This is a genomic window from Fervidobacterium islandicum, from assembly GCF_000767275.3.
Classification (GTDB): domain Bacteria; phylum Thermotogota; class Thermotogae; order Thermotogales; family Fervidobacteriaceae; genus Fervidobacterium; species Fervidobacterium islandicum.
Genome location: NZ_CP014334.2, coordinates 1,704,563 through 1,720,511, shown reverse-complemented (window position 1 = coordinate 1,720,511; position 15,949 = coordinate 1,704,563). Strand labels below are relative to the sequence as shown.

The window sequence follows — 15,949 nt, the reverse complement described above, 5'->3', positions numbered from 1 at the left end:
ACATACTTATTTAGAAACTTGGAGGGGTCTACTGTGAGGACGTTCATAGCTATAGACATAAATCCGGAGATACGAGAAGTAGGACAGGAAATCATTGACAAACTCGCTTCTATAGGATTCAAAGCCACGTGGACAAAACCAGAAAATCTTCATCTAACATTATTTTTCCTTGGAGAGATGGATGAAAAGGCTGTTGATTCAATGGCCCACGCACTTCAAAAAAGGTTACAAGGTTTTCCTTCGTTTAGCACGAGTTTGTCAGGTTTTGGTTATTTTAAATTCAAACATTCACCGAGGGTGCTGTTTTTGAAGCTTGAACCCACGAAGTCTTTGCAGAGGTTGTTCCTTGAAATGAAGTCTGAACTCAACAAGAACAAGATCAAATACGATGAACAAGGGAACTTTGTTCCACACGTTACGTTGGGCAGGGTAAAGGAATATCCGAACGATTGGGAGAAGCTCGTTGAAGATATCCAAACGCCGAAGATAACACTCGTAGTTGACGGGGTAACCATTTACAGCTCTACATTAACACCACAGGGTCCCATTTACAAATGGGTATATAAACTGAAATTTGAGGGAGGTTTGATGAAGAATGTCAGATGAAATGAAAAAAGATGTACTTAAGAAGGCCATTAGCAAAATTGAAAAGCAGTACGGTAAGGGCTCCATAATGATTCTGGGCGATGAAAACCTCGTCCAGAGCATAGAAGTTGTTCCCAGTGGGTCACTCGCTATCGATATCGCTTCTGGTGTTGGTGGATACCCACGTGGAAGGATTATAGAAATATATGGTCCGGAATCAAGTGGTAAAACCACGATAGCACTACATGCGATTGCTTCCGTCCAAAAACAAGGAGGCATTGCAGCATTTGTCGATGCAGAACACGCGCTCGATTTGAATTACGCAAGAAACCTCGGAATAAACCTTTCCGAACTTCTGATTTCTCAACCGGACTACGGTGAACAAGCACTCGATATAGTCGACGAACTTGTTAGGAGTAACGCGGTGGACCTCATAGTTATAGACTCCGTTGCTGCACTTGTACCGCGTGCTGAAATAGAAGGAGCGATGGGAGATGCACAAATAGGTCTCCAAGCAAGGTTGATGTCACAGGCACTGAGAAAGCTCGCAGGTAATGTCAACAAATCCAAAACCGTAGTTATTTTCATCAACCAAACGCGTATGAAAATAGGCGTTATGTACGGAAACCCGGAAACAACAACTGGAGGAGTCGCATTAAAGTTCTACGCGACGATGAGAATGGAAGTCAGATCTTCCGGAAAGATAGTAGAAGGTAACGAGCACATAGGGAACGAAATAACGATTAAATTTGTTAAGAACAAAGTCGCGCCTCCATTTAAAACAACGACTGTGGATATAATCTATGGAAAAGGTATCGTTCGTGAAAACGAACTATTCAACATCGCAGTTAATGAAGGGCTCATAGACAGGCGCGGTAGTTGGTTTACATACGAAGCTCTTGATGGAAAAGAGCATTCGCTCGGACAAGGAAAGACAAATGCTGTGAGCTATCTTGTTGAACATCCGGAAATAGCAGATGAGATCGAAAAACGGATCCGTGAAAAATACTTTTCTAAACCAGTAGCTGAAGAAACAGAACTTACAGAAGGAACGAAGAATGCGGAGAAAGCGACAAAGTAAATATAAATTTGAAAAATTTGACGAGTTTGATAGATCCGATGTCTACGGCGAGGGATTAGAAAATCAAAATCAATATACCCATAAAGGAGGCTCGAAAAAGAGAGCAAACTATGATCCACTTACCGTTGCGCTGAGATTTATTAAATTCAGGGCTAGGTCTCAGTGGGAAGTAGAAAACAGGCTTAGAAGGGAAGGATTTTCAGAAGACGTTATAAGTCAAACAATAGAAAAACTTAAAGAAAAGGGTTTCATAGATGATGAAAAATTTGCGTACCTTTACGCTTATGACAGCTTGGTGATCCACTACAAGGGCCCTTTTAGAATACGTTACGAACTCAGGCAACTACATGTGGATGAATATATCATAGAAGATGCTATAAAGAAAGTCCTTGAAGAGGTAGACATCCAGGAGATAATTGAAAAACTAACTAAAGGTTTAGACGAACACAAAAAGCGAGAAAAACTATACAGAAATGGTTTCGGAGGTGATTGGTAATGGAGATTTTGATATACATAGTCTTAGCGATAGCAGGTATAGCATTGGGATTCTACCTTGGTAGCACGGTTGGTAGAAAAAAGGCACAGGAAGAGATTGAAAAGAAGCTCAAAGCTGCCAAAGAAGATGCCGAAAGTATAATAAAGAACGCTGAAAAAGAAGCAGCTGAGATAAAGAAAAGAATGATTATCGAAGCGCGTGAAGAAGCGCATCAGATTCGCGAAGAGATAGAAAAAGAAAGAAAAAGAAGAGAAGAAGAAATAAAGCAACTCGAGGAAAGGATTTTAAAGCGTGAGGAATTATTAAATAAGCGTGAAGAGATGCTCGATAAGCGTGAAAGTTTCGTTGAAAACTTAAAGATAGAGCTGGAAGCAAAAGCGAAAGAAATTGAAGCAAAAGAAAAGGAAATTCAAGATAAGTTTACCAAACTCGCAGGGCTTACACACGAGCAAGCCAGAGAGATCGTGCTCCAAGAAGCCAGGGAAAAATACGAACATGAAATTGCAAAGGTTTTTGTCCAAATTAAGGCAAGGTACGAAGAAGATGCTGAAAAGTACGCAAAAAAGGTTATAGCGGATGCTATACAAAGGTACGCTCCTGAATACACCGGTGAGGTCACTATCAGCACCGTTGCTTTACCTAACGACGATATGAAAGGTCGGTTAATAGGAAGAGAAGGTAGGAATATCAGAACATTTGAAAAGATAACAGGTGTAGATCTCATCATTGACGATACTCCTGAAATGGTGACTTTAAGTTCGTTTAACCCATTGAGAAGAGAAATCGCAAGAAGGACTATAGAAAGATTGGTGCAAGATGGAAGAATTCACCCTGCTAGAATAGAAGAAATGTACGAGAAGGCGAAAGCAGAAGTTGAAAAAGAAATTAAAGAAGCGGGTCAAGAAGCGGTGATTACGGTTGGTGTCGGAGGACTGCATCCAGAAGTCATCAAGTTACTCGGTAGGTTAAAATTCAGGACAAGTTACGGACAGAATGTCTTAAATCACTCAATTGAGGTTGCTCAAATTGCAGGTTTGCTTGCCGCTGAGCTTGGTTTGAATGTGGATAAGGCCAAACGTGGAGGACTGTTGCATGACATAGGTAAGGCTCTTGATCATGAAGTTGAAGGCTCACATACAGTAATTGGTGCGGAAATTTTAAAGAGATACGGTGAATCCGATGAAATTATCAACATGATAATGGCACACCACGGAGAAGAAGAGCCAATTACACCAGAGGCGGCGATAGTTACCGCAGCGGATGCTATCTCTGCTGCAAGACCTGGTGCAAGAAGAGAAGATGTGGAAAGCTACATTAAAAGGTTGATGAAACTCGAAGAGATAGCAAAGAGCTACAAGTACGTTGAAAATGCATACGCGATCCAAGCTGGTAGGGAGATCAGAGTTATCGTCCAGCCGGAAAAAACAGACGATGCAACGATTGAAAAATTGGCGCACGACATTGCAATGAGGATTGAAAACGAACTGCAGTATCCAGGTGTACTGAAGGTGGTTGTGATAAGAGAAAAGCGCTCTATCTCTTACGCTAAGTAAACCAGAATTTAGCTTTGCTTCTGGAGGTTGGTTGAAAATTGAGTGTGATGCTAAGTAGTCTTGCATTCGCTATAGCAACGTTCCTATCAAGGGTTTTAGGCCTTGTTCGAGACATGCTCATGGCTTCCAAGTTTGGAACATCTTGGCAAGCTGATGCTTACTTCGTAGCCATCTTGTTCCCGTTTTTCTTAAGAAGGGTTTTTGGTGAAGGTGCAATGACTTCCGCGTTCGTACCGCTCTACAGTGAATCAGAGGATAAGGATGAGTTCTTGTCATCGGTTCTAACAAGTTTTACTGTAGTTTTAGCGATTATAGTCTTAGTGGTCGTGATATTTCCCGATATCGTTATATATCTGTTCAGCTCAGGCGCTGCACCACAGACTAAGGAACTAATCCGTACTTTAACAAGAATAACGGCACCTTCGATCCTCTTCATATTCTGGTGGGCTATAACGTACTCAATCGAGAACACGCGTGGCAAATTCTTTTACCCAGCACTGACACCGATTATTCCGAACATTGTAATAATAGTCTTCATGCTCATCCCGGGTTTGGGTATCTACGGACCCACCTGGGGTTTTTTAATAGGGGAAGCGGCAGCGTTTTTGGCACTGGCATATCCACTGAAAAGGCACAAGCTTCGTTTCACATTTAGGTACACACGTGATTTTCTAAGGTTATTCTGGCCCAGTTTCCTTGCAATGTCCATTTCTCAGATTAATAGTATAGTTGACACGAACGTAGTATCTTATTACAGCAAAGGACTTGGCGGTGGCGTTTCGTACCTTCAGTACGCATCAAGGTTTTACATGCTACCATACGGTTTATTCGGAGTGGCTGTGGCGACAGTTATACTCTCCACAATCAGTAACGATAGGCAAAACTACAGCAAACACTTAAGGAGTGGAATAACTTCAACGCTCTTTTTTACAGTTCCCGCAGCTGTTGGTCTTTTGGTTCTTGATGAACCGATCCTTAGATTATTCTACGAGTATGGGCGATTTACGGCCAAAGATACAAGAATCACCGCGCAGGTGCTAAATGCGTACGTTGTTGGTCTGCCGTTTTACGGTATGTACTCAACAATGGCTCGCGCACGTCATGCGATGAAGGACATGAAAACACCGCTGAAAGCGACAACAATAGTGGCTCTTACCAACGTGGTGATGGACCTTCTTGTTGGTTTAAAGTACGGACCCGTAGGTGTCGCATTAGCTACTAGCGTTGCGGGAATTATCGGGTTTTTGTATCTTCTTGCAAAGGAAGAGAACAAGAAACTTTTTGAAAAGGATGATTTATACATTATTTTGTCTTCTCTTCTGATGGGTATATCAACGTACTACTTTTCGAGTATTTCACAAAGACGCATATGGGTGATCCCATCAACAATCTTCGGCGCATTGGTTTACTTGCTCTTTTCAGCAATCTTTTTGAGACACAGGTTGAAGGATTTTTTGAAGAGAAGAACGTGAGTTACTGGCAGCAGATTGAAAAAATACTCAAGGGGAGCTGGATAGTGAGATGATAGGTGAGGAGATAGAAGTACTATATGAAGTCGACAGTACAAACGAGTTCTTGAAAAGGAACTACAAATCTTTCCACGACGGAGCTATAGTTGTTGCGATAAAACAGACAGCTGGCAAAGGCAGAATGGGAAGGACTTGGTATTCCCCAGAAGGTGGACTGTGGTACTCAGTGCTCTTTAAACCAAAGGTGCACCTGAATCTCCACGTCTACACGAAGATATTCTCTATAGCAATTGTGGAAGTTCTGAGAAAGCTGAAAGTGAAGGCGTACATAAAATGGCCGAACGATATATACTACAACGGAAAAAAGGTTGCGGGTATACTTTCCGAGGCTGTTTCTGTCAACGACAGGGTAATTGCTATTATCGTAGGCATAGGTATAAATGTAAACAACGATATTCCTGAGGATTTAAAAGATATAGCGATTTCTTTGAAAGATATCCTCAAGAAAAAGGTGAAAATCACTTACCTACTTGATACTGTAAACAAACACGCATGGAATCTACTGATAACATACAGAAATGAAACGGAAAATATCACAAAACTTTGGAAGAAATACTTAGTTCCCAAAGAAGGAGATAAGCTTAAAGTAAAAGTGGACGATCAAATTGTTGAAGGAACAGTTTTGAAAATCGGTGATGATACGTTGTACATTGATGTGGGAGGCAAAGTAATAGGTGTTCAGAGCATACATCAGATCGTTGAGTAAAGAATCAAGAAGATTGAAATACTCTCAAAATAATTTTTTCTATCTTTCGCTGGTATTTTTCACATCCATTATTTTTATCATTTATCCTTCCGTAATATTGGCTCAAGACGTTTACTCCATCATAACCTCGAAGGCACCACAGGGTGGATTTGTTGGTGTGTATTTTGTTGATGTAGACAATGGAAATACACTTGTTCGGTACAACGAACACAGTCTCTTTGTTCCCGCTTCATTGACAAAAATCTTCTCCACGCTCGTTGCGTGGGAAGTGCTTGGGCCTGATTTTCGCTACACTACAACGGTGTACGTTCCTCGCGGTAACATATCTCCGACAGTTCGAGGCAACATTGTCATCAAAGGTAACGGTGACCCTTCGATGAGCGTCGATACGCTCAAAGCGAACCTCAAAAAATTTGTCATTGAAGGCGTAAGGGAGATAGAAGGTAACATAGTAATCGACAATTCTTTCTTCTCCAATGAAAGATGGGGTATCGGTTGGGAATGGGATTATAAAAATCCAAGCGTTGATGCCTTGATACTTAAAGAAAATCCTAACAATTTTAATCCATACGATACAACTGCTGTAGCTTTGAACTTTGGCTTTCATATTAAACAGATACTCAGCAGCTATGGTATCAACGTTAAAGGTACGGTCAAGATAGGTAAACTAACAAGTGACTACAGAGAGTTCATAGTGATCAAGTCTGCCCCTTTAAAGAATCTCATCTCGGTGGCGAACAAATACAGTAGTAACTCGTATGCAGAACAGATACTGAGAACTGTAGGACTGAGAGTTTACGGTTTTGGTAGTATATATAACTCACTTAAAGTTATGAACGATTTTTACAAAAAGCTCTTTGGAGAGTATTATCCATTCAAGCTTAACGACGGCTCTGGATTATCAACCTATAACCTTGCAACCCCTTACATGATTACCCAGGTGTTGGTCTATGCTTACAAAACCCACGGAGGTTTTAATGGATTTATATCAACGTTAGCAAGTTCGGGAAAAGAGGGCACTATGGAAAAAAGACTTGGTGATATAACACTTTATGCCAAAACGGGCACTCTGCAGAAAGTTTCGAACATAGCGGGAGTGATGGTCACAAAGACAGGTCGGAAAGTGGCGTTTACAATCATGGTTAATAACTTTATAATTCCAACGTACATGGCTATGCAATACCAAGATGAGATAATAAGATACGTCTGGAACAATTACTAATCTACTCATCTTAGAATTTTTCGAATTTTCTTGAGTGCATCTTTTGACTCTGGCAAGAACGTAAAAATTACCCAATCGTGGAACATGGTTGGATACTCGAAATAATTAAGCGGGAGGTTGTGTACTTCACAGACCTCCCTTAATTTTTTCGAATCCGGATGCAACAAATCGTTAGTTCCGGTGAAAACAGTTATTTGACAAAGGTTTGAAAAATCACCGTAGATAGGACTAAGACGAGGGTCTTTCAAATTAGCATCCTCGTTACCTGCATACCTTTGCGCAGCAGCCTTTAAACCTTTAACGGTTAGCATCACATCCCTCTTCTCATATTGCTCCAGTTCCGGATTGCTCAAACTCAAATCCAGCCAAGCAGAGAAAAGAACAACGTGATCTGGCAATCTTTTACTTTCGTCACGTAGTTTTAGCGTAAAACCTAACGCTAACCCTCCACCTGCCGAATCACCCATAAAAACGATATTTCTCTCACCGTGTTTTTCAAGGAGCAAAGTATATAACTCGTCCAAGAACATATACGTGTCTTTCCATATGTATTCTGGGGCAAGGGGATAATCTGGTACGTACACCGTTGCAGATGTGCACTCGATAAGCTTTTCGACAAACTTCCAGTGCATTTTTGTTAAGTTTGATATATACGCTCCTCCGTGGAGGAACAAAATAGTTGTGCTTGAATTTGCAGTTTTTGGTGTAATTTCCCAAACACTTCTTCCTAAGGTCTGGAAAGAATGAACTTCCACTTTGTTGCACAAAGAATATCCCGGAAGAGCGGGAGATTTGTTGAAAGTATCCTTGAGCATTTTGACTTCTACAATTTTTGAAAAATTAATAAACTTAAGCAGTTGGTAAGCGATTTTCGACTCGATGCTTATATGCCTTGTCATTACTCTGTTCTTTCTGTTACATCTCTTTCGTTTTTCAAATGGTCCAATTCCTTGGGGTAGGGTTCGAAAAGAGTTTGGTCTAAGACGTACTCTATCGAATACCTGATTGCCCAGGATTTTAGAATGGCAAGAACTGTTTGCAAATTCACAACGCCGTTTCTGTAGTCCTCAACCAAATCCATAAAGTAAGCCTTTTCTTGCGCTGACAATTTGTCTTTGAAATACCCGTACAGGTGCAACAGAGTATTTATCATCTTTGACTTCTTTACAGGTGTTTTTAGGGCTTTGACGAGAAGTTGTCCGTACGCTTTTTTTGTTGAATCGTCGAATCCCTTTTGCGCTACCAGTTTTCCCATATCTCTCATAACCTTTTCGTTCTTTGCCAAGAGCAGAAATTTATTCTTCGAATGGAACTCAACAAGCTCCCTTTTCGTTTTGACACCTCTGAACATTGCGTACGTAAATATAAATGTAAAGAATTCAAACCTCAATTTATCGTTTGTAAGTCTCATTTCACTTTCGATGGCAAGATATGGGAACCTCTCCAACATCACCTTAGCAAAGAGCCCAGGCGTTTTTGAAATGACCCTACCATTTTCGCCATACAACTTTGCATCGTTCAAAGCACAAGACGGAGATTTAGACTTTAAGATCATTCCATCGATGTTGTCTGGAATACGGTCGGCATAATTATTAGCAAAAGAGAGCATTTTCTCTGTGAGGTCTTCCGTTCTAGATTTGTTTAGGAGTTTAAGCTCGTTGTTTATTAGAAAAACATCTATGGGTTCCCTTGGAATTGGCAGACCTATTTCCACCTCAGGACACACCCGGACAAAATCGCAATAACTTTCGAGTTTTTTTACAACATCGCTCGAAATAATTCCACCGTCGTATCTTGTGTGTTCAAAAAAACACCTGCTTACAATTATTGTCGGTCTTGCATATGATATGTTGTTTGGCATACTTTCACCTCTCTCGATTATTTATGGTATAATTATTATACCACGGATAACTATAAACACTGTCGAACTTCGTTTACTTTTGGAACAAGAAAGGGGGAAGTTGTATGGATAAAAAGGAACTTGTTTTCAAAGTTCTTTTAGAGTCAGACAAACCACTGAGACCGGGAGATATCGCCGAAAAGGCTGGGCTTTCCAAAGAAGAAGTGGACAAAGCCATAAAAGCACTCAAAGAAGAAGGAAAGATAGAATCGCCTAAAAGGTGCTACTACCAGGCAAAAAAATAACACGAATTGAACTCCCGCTTTTTGGCGGGAGTTTTTTGAAAATGGACATGAGATAGAAATCAAAAGTATGTAGGAGGTCAAAGTGTGAAAAGACGTTTCGTTCGGTTTTCATTGGTTTTCGTGTTCATATCTGTCTTATTAGTACTCCAATCGCTTTCCATTGCTCAAACCAACCAAGCATATCCATTCACCTTCCACAACGGATATATTGCTTTACTAACAGACTTACACTATCCGTACAAATCAAAAACAGTTGAGAAATTATTAGGCGAAATTGCTGAAATAAAACCACAGGCAGTCTTTCTTTTGGGTGACCTCACCGAAATAGGAAGTGATGAAGAGTTCAATAAGTTGCACGAAACGCTGCTCATTCTGGAACGTGCAAAGATTCCGTACAGGTACATTTTGGGTAACCACGATGTGCGGTGGAGTTATCAGATAAGAAAGACGAAGAGGTTGGATATCAACAATTCAGCAGGGCTCTATGAAACATTCACTTACGAAGTTGGTGATTTTGTCGTCATAGGTATCGGTACAACGATGCTCTTCCAACACGTGGGTCATATCGGGGAAATTCAGTTGAAATGGTTGAAACAAGAGCTGGAGAGGTCTAAATCCAAAGGTAAGCAGGTAATTTTGCTGTCTCACCATCCATTTGGTGGACCTAATAATTACACCGATGATGGTTGGAAGGTTTTAGAGATGCTTCCAGATTATGATGTTCCGCTTGTGTTGTCTGGACATGTTCACAAATACGACCACTCGGGATTCTATAACTGGGCTTGGTTTCAGACCGTGGGTGCTGCGAAAGATGGTTATATGACTGTTTTAAGCTGGGATAACGAGCAAGCTTACTTATGGAAGTATGATGTAAGTACGGATGGTTTTGAAATACTCAAAAGTGTTCCTCTCAAAAAACAGAAAAGACAGTTGGTAAACGGAACTATAACACTCGTAAAAAATGCGGATGGCACAGTTAAGATAAAAGTAGAGGGTGTTGGCGCAGAAAGGATAAGGATAATAGCAAACGGTAAAGTGATACACGAACGTGCACTTCAAAATACTTCTGAGAAACCTTCAACGTACGAAGTTACTCTTAACAACCTTCCAAAGGTTGATATTTCAGTACTGCTGAGAGTTTCCTTAATAGGTAAAGAAGGAGTTTTTCAAAAGTTCTTTGTACTTGAACAACAACAAAAAGGTTGGTCGTTCCAACTGGAAGATACAATCTACTCAAAGCCTGCAGTTTTGGAAGGTGGCTTTGTTATTGCCGACTACTCTGGCAACGTAGTTTTTTTAAAAGATGGAAAAGCCTTTTGGAAGAAAAAAATAGGTTCTGTTGTGGCAAATATAGAGACTATTTCTGGTAATTTTGTCTTAGGCGCTTTGGATGGAAATTTATATCTGTTTGATGTAAATGGAAATTTGCTTAAGCAGGTAAAATTATCCGAACCAATACATGCAATTAAAAAAGGAAATTCAACACTTGCTGTTTGCGCAGGTAAGTATTTTTACATACTGAAAGCTACCGATTTAACGGTGATAGCAAAACATGATTTGAAGGGCTTGCTTGAAATTCAGCCGCTTTTTGAAAACGGTAAATACTATCAACCATCTTGGGACGGTAAGATTTACATAGTTAGCGAGGATGGAAAATTAATTGACCAATTTGAAGTTGGAAAAAGTTACTACACATCTGGCAGTTCAATACCTGCAATTGTTGGGAATTTGCTGATATATGCAAACATAGAAGGGACAGTCAATGCGATGGATGTTCAAACCAAAGGAAAAATTTGGAGCTTGAAAATACCAGGTGTTGGATACTCTTCTGTGAAACGTCAGGGTGATTTTGTTTATGTCACAACAATGAACGGTGAAGTATACAAAATAGGGGCAAAAACCGGAAAAATCATTTGGAACGTCAAGTTGAATTCCTCAACAATGGTAGCAGATCCGATAATTCTCGACCAAAAACAACTTGTTTTAGGAACGGACCGTGGGGAGGTAGCTTTTGTTGATTTGGACTCGGGAAATTACGATATGATTTTTGCTGGAACAGGGTATCTAACGAGCCTTTTGCCTTTTGAGAATAACGTTTTGTGCACATTCGCAAATGGAGTAGTTCGTTATTTACACTTATAGATTTATCCAAGAACTTTATAATTCCATTGTCAGTAGAGGAAATTTTCAAACTTGATAAGTTTTGAGTCTTGAAACAAGAAACGCTGGGCGCATGATGCCCAGCGTTTGTTTTCTGATAGTGTGGTTATCTTTTAGTTTTTCAAGATAGCTTTTATATCCTCCTCCGGCTCTCCTATCAGCTTTATACCATAGTTGTTTACAAGAACCTTTAAAATATCATCATTCACCCAAGCTGGTAGCACTGGACCAATGTATATGCCTTTCAATCCAAGTGCAAGCAGCGTCCAAAGTATTGCAACCGCTTTCTGTTCCATCCATGTGAGCACAAGCGTCAGTGGTAATTCTGCAACCGGTACACCGAAAGTTTCGGAAAGTGCCATGGCGATTTCAAGTGCCACTATCGTGTCGTTGCACTGACCAACATCTATGAGCCTTGGTATACCTTCGATATCTCCAAGCTGCAAGTCGTTAATTCTGAACTTGCCACATGCAAGAGTAATGACGACGGTTTCTCTTGGAAGTTTTTGGACGAATTCTCTGTAGTATACACCTCGTTTGGTTGGTGTATCGCAACCACCTACAACGAAGAAGTGCTTAATCTTGCCAGCTTCGACAAGTTCTTTTATCTTGCCAGCAAGTGATTTTACCACACTTGCCGAGTATCCGGTCGTTAATTTGTATTTTCCAGGTTGTTCTGGAAGTTTTGGCAGAGATTTTGCCTTGGCTATTACTTCGGAATAATCATAGCCTTCAATGTGTTTTACTCCGGGCAGTCTTGCAATTGAAGTTGTGAACATTCTGTCTTTGTAAGATTCTTTTGGTAACAAGACACAGTTGCTTGTTCCCAATATTGCTGCAGGAATCTTATCGAACAGTTCCCTTTGGTCATACCAAGCTGCGCCAAGGTTTCCTGCGAGATTTTTGTACTTTCTTAGTCCCGGGTAACCATGCGCTGGCAACATTTCCGAGTGAGTGTATACATAGACATCGGTTCCTTCAACTTGCTTGAGCAGTTCTTCGAGGGCTTTTAGGTTATGACCTGTCACAATGATCGCGTGTCCTTCTTTCGTTCCTGTTTCTACTTCAACAGGTGTTGGTTCTCCGTACGTTTCAATATGGGCTTTTTTCAAAAGCTGCATGACTTTAAAGTTCATCATACCTGCCTTGAGTGCTAGGTTGACAAACTCTTGTGCATCGAAATTGACGTTTGTAAGAGTTGAATACAGTCCCTCACCCAAGAATGCTGCGATTTCTTCGTCTTTGTAGCCCAGCTCTCGTGCGTGGTAGTAGTACGCAGAGATGCCTTTTAGTATATACTGCAGGTTATCCTGCAATCTTGCGACCGTCGGTTCTTTGCCACACACACCCGTTATCGTACAAGCTTCTCCCTTCATCGCTTGCGAACACTGATAACAAAACATGTTCAACGCCATAGTAACACCTCCTGAAAAAGAATTTTAGTATGTGGTTTCTCAAAATCATTGTGAAATTTTTCTTATTGTTTCCGCGTATATGATAACTGAAACCAAAGAATTTTTCCGTAACCTATGTTACAATTTATGTAGAATCAAAAAAATTACTTTAAACTCATCCACTAAGGGGGAATTGAGATGAGTAGCTCGAATCAACGTTTCATTGAGGCTCTTCAAACGTGCGAGATATTCAAAGGTGTTGAGAAAAGCTGTATAGAAGAGGTCGTTCGTAATGCTCGGGTTGAGAGGTATGATTCAAAAGAATTAGTAAGAATCAGGGGAGATTCATGTGAGGAACTGCTCTTTTTAGTGGAAGGCGAGGCATTTGGGCTGTTCACTAACCCAGAAGGACGCGTTTTACAGATTGACCACATGTTCGCTCCAAAGCTCTTGGCAGCGGCTGTTATCTTTTCTACAGATGCCAAGTATCCCGTCGATGTTGAAACAGTCAAGCCTTCTGTGTTTTTATCTGTCGAAAAGGATTTTTTCGTCTCCTTGCTTATGAAAAACGAGAAGCTCCTAAGGAATTATCTGCAATATGTTAGCGATGCTTTTGTGTTTATCACCGATAGGTTCTACGAAATAACGATGAAAAATCTCGTTCAAAAAGTCTGCTCATATCTTGTTAGACTAATGGATGAACAGAATTCCTCCACAGTAACCATGTATATGTCGAAGGAAGAATTGGCAAGAGAATTCGGTGCAACAAGACCTGCACTTTCGAGGGTGTTTATAGAACTGGAAAGGCTTGGAATTATTGAGATGGAAGGCAAGAGAGTAGCGATAAGGAATGAAAGATATGTTAGGGATTATGCAGAATTCGATTGAAACATGGAGTTTTGAGAGTTTCTTTTAAATTTCACATAGCGAACATTATTGAGAAAATAAGTGAATTTTACCACATAAGGAACTTTTCCAATGTTTTTTCTTTCGTATGCTCGTTAAATTATCGCTTGGTGAAGTTTCTTTGTTTCTTGGTTGGTTGTATAATTGAATTGTGCAGCGCATTAGAACAACTTGTCCAAAAAATCTAACGAAGCTGACAAAAGGAGGCGATTGCCTTGGGAACAGAAACAGCATATGGGACAATGAGAGCGATAATGAAAAAGGTAGCTGGTCCTGGTTTGGTGATGGAGCAGGTCAAAAGGCCCACTCAAGAAGACTTGGGACCTCGAGATGTGCTTGTTAAGGTTAGACGTGCTTCAATTTGTGGAACTGATGTTCACATATACAAATGGGATGAATGGTCACAATCTCGTATAATTCCACCGCTCATCACTGGTCACGAGATGGCAGGTGAAGTTGTAGCAGTTGGCAGTGCTGTAACTCAAGTGAAGGTTGGTGATTTGGTCGCAGCGGAAACTCATATTCCTTGTGAACACTGCTATCAATGTAAAACTGGAAGGATGCACGTGTGTAAGAATCTAAAAATCTTGGGTGTTGATACGAATGGTATTTTCGCAGAATATGCTATCATCCCAGAAACCGTCCTTTGGAGATTCTCGCCCGAAATCCCATTGGATTACGCCTCTGTTATGGAACCGTTCGGAAACGCAATTCATACGGCATCCGTCACAAACTTACTTGGAAAGACGGTACTTATAACCGGTGCAGGCCCGATAGGTTTGATGGCGATCCAAGTGGCAAAAGTTGCAGGTGCAAGTACTGTGATCGTTTCGGAAGTTGACCCACTGAGAATAGAAATGGCGCAAGAAAACGGTGCCGATGTTGTGATAAATCCTGCGGAAAAAGATTTGGTCAAGGAAGTTTATAAACTACTCGGCGATGGAGTCGACGTTTTGCTCGAAATGAGTGGTAACAGGAAAGCGTTTGAGGACGGTTTAAAATGCGTCACGATGGGCGGAGAGGTATCTGTTCTTGGTATATTCGGTGGAAAGATCGATATTAATTTTGACGCGTTAATCACCATGAGAGGACTTACGGTCTATGGTATAACAGGTAGAAGGATGTTCGAGACATGGAGAATAGCTGATGAGCTTTTACGAACAAAGAAAGTTGACCTTTCAAAAGTTGTTACTCACGTGCTTCCGTTTAACGAGTGGGAAAAAGGTTTCGAACTCATGCTCAACAAACAATGTGGTAAAGTTGTTTTGAATCTGGATTAATTAAAAACTGATTTTCAAAGGGGGGAGATGCTGTTAACTTGTAGTGATGGAAGACAATAGAACACAGATAACACGCGCAATATCATTGTTGTTCAGTTTCAAGAGATTTCTCACTACACAAAAGCTGTTCACGTACATTGGAAGATTGTCAATATTCTTAAATCCACGCTTGGCTCGTACAAAGTCTTGGAATAACGAAAACTTCGATTCACATTGATTGTTCTGCCCAAGTCTCACAACTATATGGTTGATATTCTTGTATAGTATCTTCACTGCACCATACGCACCAAGTCCATCAGTGATTAGTTCGATTTCTCTTTCGTTGTTACCAAAGAACTTCTCTAACAATATCTTCACTTGACCCATATCGCGATATTTGGATACATGCCAAGCAACAATAAGATTCGAATCGTGCTCAACTAAGAACCAAACGTAGTACTTTTTGGATTTAAACAAAACGACAGTTTCATCACCATGGACTTTGAAAGCATCTACAGGAACGAGGATGGAAAAGAAACAAGACAACTTAAGGATCCACTTGTAGATAGCGACATGAGAGACTTTGATATTAAGTGAGTCTCTGATGGAACGCAAGGACACAGCTTTGAAATAAAGGACGAAGGCTTTAAGGACAATAAAGATAGGGAAACGGAAGAACTTGAAAGAGTCGAAAGGAAGAGGGACAAATTGAGGTAAGTTAGTTGGGATTTCGTCTCTGGTATGGCAAGAACGGCAACGGAACTTAACGAAGGCTTTTTTGATTTTGTGGATTTGCATAGTTTTTCCACAGACAGGGCATTTAGGATAAGGGAAAGAGAAGAGCTTGTGTTTTTTTGAATGAACAAGTCTGAAAGTGCGCTTACAGTCTTTGCAAAAGTATTGTTGTTACCGT

At 40.5% G+C, this 15,949-nt stretch carries 15 protein-coding genes; 11 read left to right on the top strand and 4 right to left on the bottom strand.

Annotation, left to right across the window (positions count from 1 at the left end):
- Positions 1-33: 33 nt before the first annotated feature.
- From thpR to NA23_RS08250, 7 genes are read left to right on the top strand one after another with little or no spacing between them, the layout of a single operon-like run.
- The gene (thpR, locus tag NA23_RS08280) at positions 34-606 is read left to right on the top strand and encodes an RNA 2',3'-cyclic phosphodiesterase (protein WP_033192189.1); all 573 of its coding nucleotides are present in this window, start codon (positions 34-36) and stop codon (positions 604-606) included.
- Complete coding sequence (gene recA / locus NA23_RS08275) at positions 596-1,666, top strand: recombinase RecA (RefSeq protein ID WP_033192188.1); 1,071 nt, start codon at positions 596-598, stop codon at positions 1,664-1,666. The genes thpR and recA overlap by 11 nt, the downstream gene beginning before the upstream one ends.
- Positions 1,644-2,162: a regulatory protein RecX gene (locus tag NA23_RS08270; protein WP_052107215.1), complete on the top strand. Its 519-nt coding sequence runs from the start codon at positions 1,644-1,646 to the stop codon at positions 2,160-2,162. The genes recA and NA23_RS08270 overlap by 23 nt, the downstream gene beginning before the upstream one ends.
- Complete coding sequence (gene rny, locus NA23_RS08265; protein WP_033192187.1) at positions 2,162-3,715, top strand: ribonuclease Y; 1,554 nt, start codon at positions 2,162-2,164, stop codon at positions 3,713-3,715. Before NA23_RS08270 ends, rny begins: the two co-directional genes overlap by 1 nt.
- Before the next feature lie 47 nt (positions 3,716-3,762).
- Complete coding sequence (gene murJ, locus NA23_RS08260; RefSeq protein ID WP_236938693.1) at positions 3,763-5,187, top strand: murein biosynthesis integral membrane protein MurJ; 1,425 nt, start codon at positions 3,763-3,765, stop codon at positions 5,185-5,187.
- Positions 5,188-5,236: 49 nt separating this feature from the next.
- Positions 5,237-5,950 carry a biotin--[acetyl-CoA-carboxylase] ligase gene (locus tag NA23_RS08255; protein WP_033192185.1) on the top strand — a complete coding sequence of 238 codons (714 nt, stop codon included), beginning with the start codon at positions 5,237-5,239 and terminating at the stop codon, positions 5,948-5,950.
- Complete coding sequence (locus NA23_RS08250; protein WP_033192184.1) at positions 5,919-7,172, top strand: D-alanyl-D-alanine carboxypeptidase/D-alanyl-D-alanine-endopeptidase; 1,254 nt, start codon at positions 5,919-5,921, stop codon at positions 7,170-7,172. The genes NA23_RS08255 and NA23_RS08250 overlap by 32 nt, the downstream gene beginning before the upstream one ends.
- Before the next feature lie 5 nt (positions 7,173-7,177).
- Here NA23_RS08250 and NA23_RS08245 read toward each other — a convergent pair whose 3' ends face one another.
- Both NA23_RS08245 and NA23_RS08240 read right to left on the bottom strand, forming a co-directional pair.
- Positions 7,178-8,071, bottom strand: coding sequence for an alpha/beta hydrolase (locus tag NA23_RS08245; RefSeq protein ID WP_052107214.1), 894 nt, complete (start codon positions 8,069-8,071; stop codon positions 7,178-7,180).
- A complete protein-coding gene (locus NA23_RS08240; RefSeq protein WP_033192183.1) occupies positions 8,071-9,033 on the bottom strand; it encodes a YbgA family protein in 963 nt (320 codons plus the stop codon). Before NA23_RS08240 ends, NA23_RS08245 begins: the two co-directional genes overlap by 1 nt.
- A gap of 104 nt (positions 9,034-9,137) precedes the next feature.
- Here NA23_RS08240 and NA23_RS08235 point away from each other — a divergent pair, with 104 nt between their 5' ends.
- Positions 9,138-9,317: an HTH domain-containing protein gene (locus NA23_RS08235; protein WP_033192182.1), complete on the top strand. Its 180-nt coding sequence runs from the start codon at positions 9,138-9,140 to the stop codon at positions 9,315-9,317.
- Positions 9,318-9,401: 84 nt separating this feature from the next.
- On the top strand, positions 9,402-11,459 hold the full coding sequence (locus tag NA23_RS08230; protein ID WP_033192181.1) for a metallophosphoesterase: 2,058 nt from the start codon (positions 9,402-9,404) through the stop codon (positions 11,457-11,459).
- A 131-nt stretch (positions 11,460-11,590) separates the two neighbouring features.
- On the opposite strand, the gene hcp is transcribed toward NA23_RS08230, so the two are convergent.
- Positions 11,591-12,886 (bottom strand): hydroxylamine reductase, encoded by a 1,296-nt coding sequence (gene hcp, locus NA23_RS08225; RefSeq protein WP_033192714.1) that lies wholly within the window; start codon positions 12,884-12,886, stop codon positions 11,591-11,593.
- 183 nt (positions 12,887-13,069) lie between these two features.
- Here hcp and NA23_RS08220 point away from each other — a divergent pair, with 183 nt between their 5' ends.
- Positions 13,070-13,759: a Crp/Fnr family transcriptional regulator gene (locus tag NA23_RS08220; protein WP_033192180.1), complete on the top strand. Its 690-nt coding sequence runs from the start codon at positions 13,070-13,072 to the stop codon at positions 13,757-13,759.
- A 260-nt stretch (positions 13,760-14,019) separates the two neighbouring features.
- Positions 14,020-15,057, top strand: coding sequence for an L-threonine 3-dehydrogenase (gene tdh / locus NA23_RS08215; RefSeq protein ID WP_033192713.1), 1,038 nt, complete (start codon positions 14,020-14,022; stop codon positions 15,055-15,057).
- A gap of 33 nt (positions 15,058-15,090) precedes the next feature.
- On the opposite strand, the gene NA23_RS08210 is transcribed toward tdh, so the two are convergent.
- A complete protein-coding gene (locus tag NA23_RS08210; RefSeq protein ID WP_236938350.1) occupies positions 15,091-15,834 on the bottom strand; it encodes a DDE-type integrase/transposase/recombinase in 744 nt (247 codons plus the stop codon).
- Positions 15,835-15,949 lie beyond the last annotated feature (115 nt).

Bases quoted from the DNA above. Each gene is read 5' to 3' on its own strand.
- recA (WP_033192188.1), top strand. From the start codon at position 596: ATGTCAGATGAAATGAAAAAAGATGTACTTAAGAAGGCCATTAGCAAA.
- NA23_RS08270 (WP_052107215.1), top strand. From the start codon at position 1,644: ATGCGGAGAAAGCGACAAAGTAAATATAAATTTGAAAAATTTGACGAG.
- rny (WP_033192187.1), top strand. From the start codon at position 2,162: ATGGAGATTTTGATATACATAGTCTTAGCGATAGCAGGTATAGCATTG.
- murJ (WP_236938693.1), top strand. From the start codon at position 3,763: ATGCTAAGTAGTCTTGCATTCGCTATAGCAACGTTCCTATCAAGGGTT.
- NA23_RS08255 (WP_033192185.1), top strand. From the start codon at position 5,237: ATGATAGGTGAGGAGATAGAAGTACTATATGAAGTCGACAGTACAAAC.
- NA23_RS08245 (WP_052107214.1), bottom strand. From the start codon at position 8,071: ATGACAAGGCATATAAGCATCGAGTCGAAAATCGCTTACCAACTGCTT.
- NA23_RS08240 (WP_033192183.1), bottom strand. From the start codon at position 9,033: ATGCCAAACAACATATCATATGCAAGACCGACAATAATTGTAAGCAGG.
- NA23_RS08235 (WP_033192182.1), top strand. From the start codon at position 9,138: ATGGATAAAAAGGAACTTGTTTTCAAAGTTCTTTTAGAGTCAGACAAA.
- NA23_RS08220 (WP_033192180.1), top strand. From the start codon at position 13,070: ATGAGTAGCTCGAATCAACGTTTCATTGAGGCTCTTCAAACGTGCGAG.
- tdh (WP_033192713.1), top strand. From the start codon at position 14,020: ATGAGAGCGATAATGAAAAAGGTAGCTGGTCCTGGTTTGGTGATGGAG.
- NA23_RS08210 (WP_236938350.1), bottom strand. From the start codon at position 15,834: ATGCAAATCCACAAAATCAAAAAAGCCTTCGTTAAGTTCCGTTGCCGT.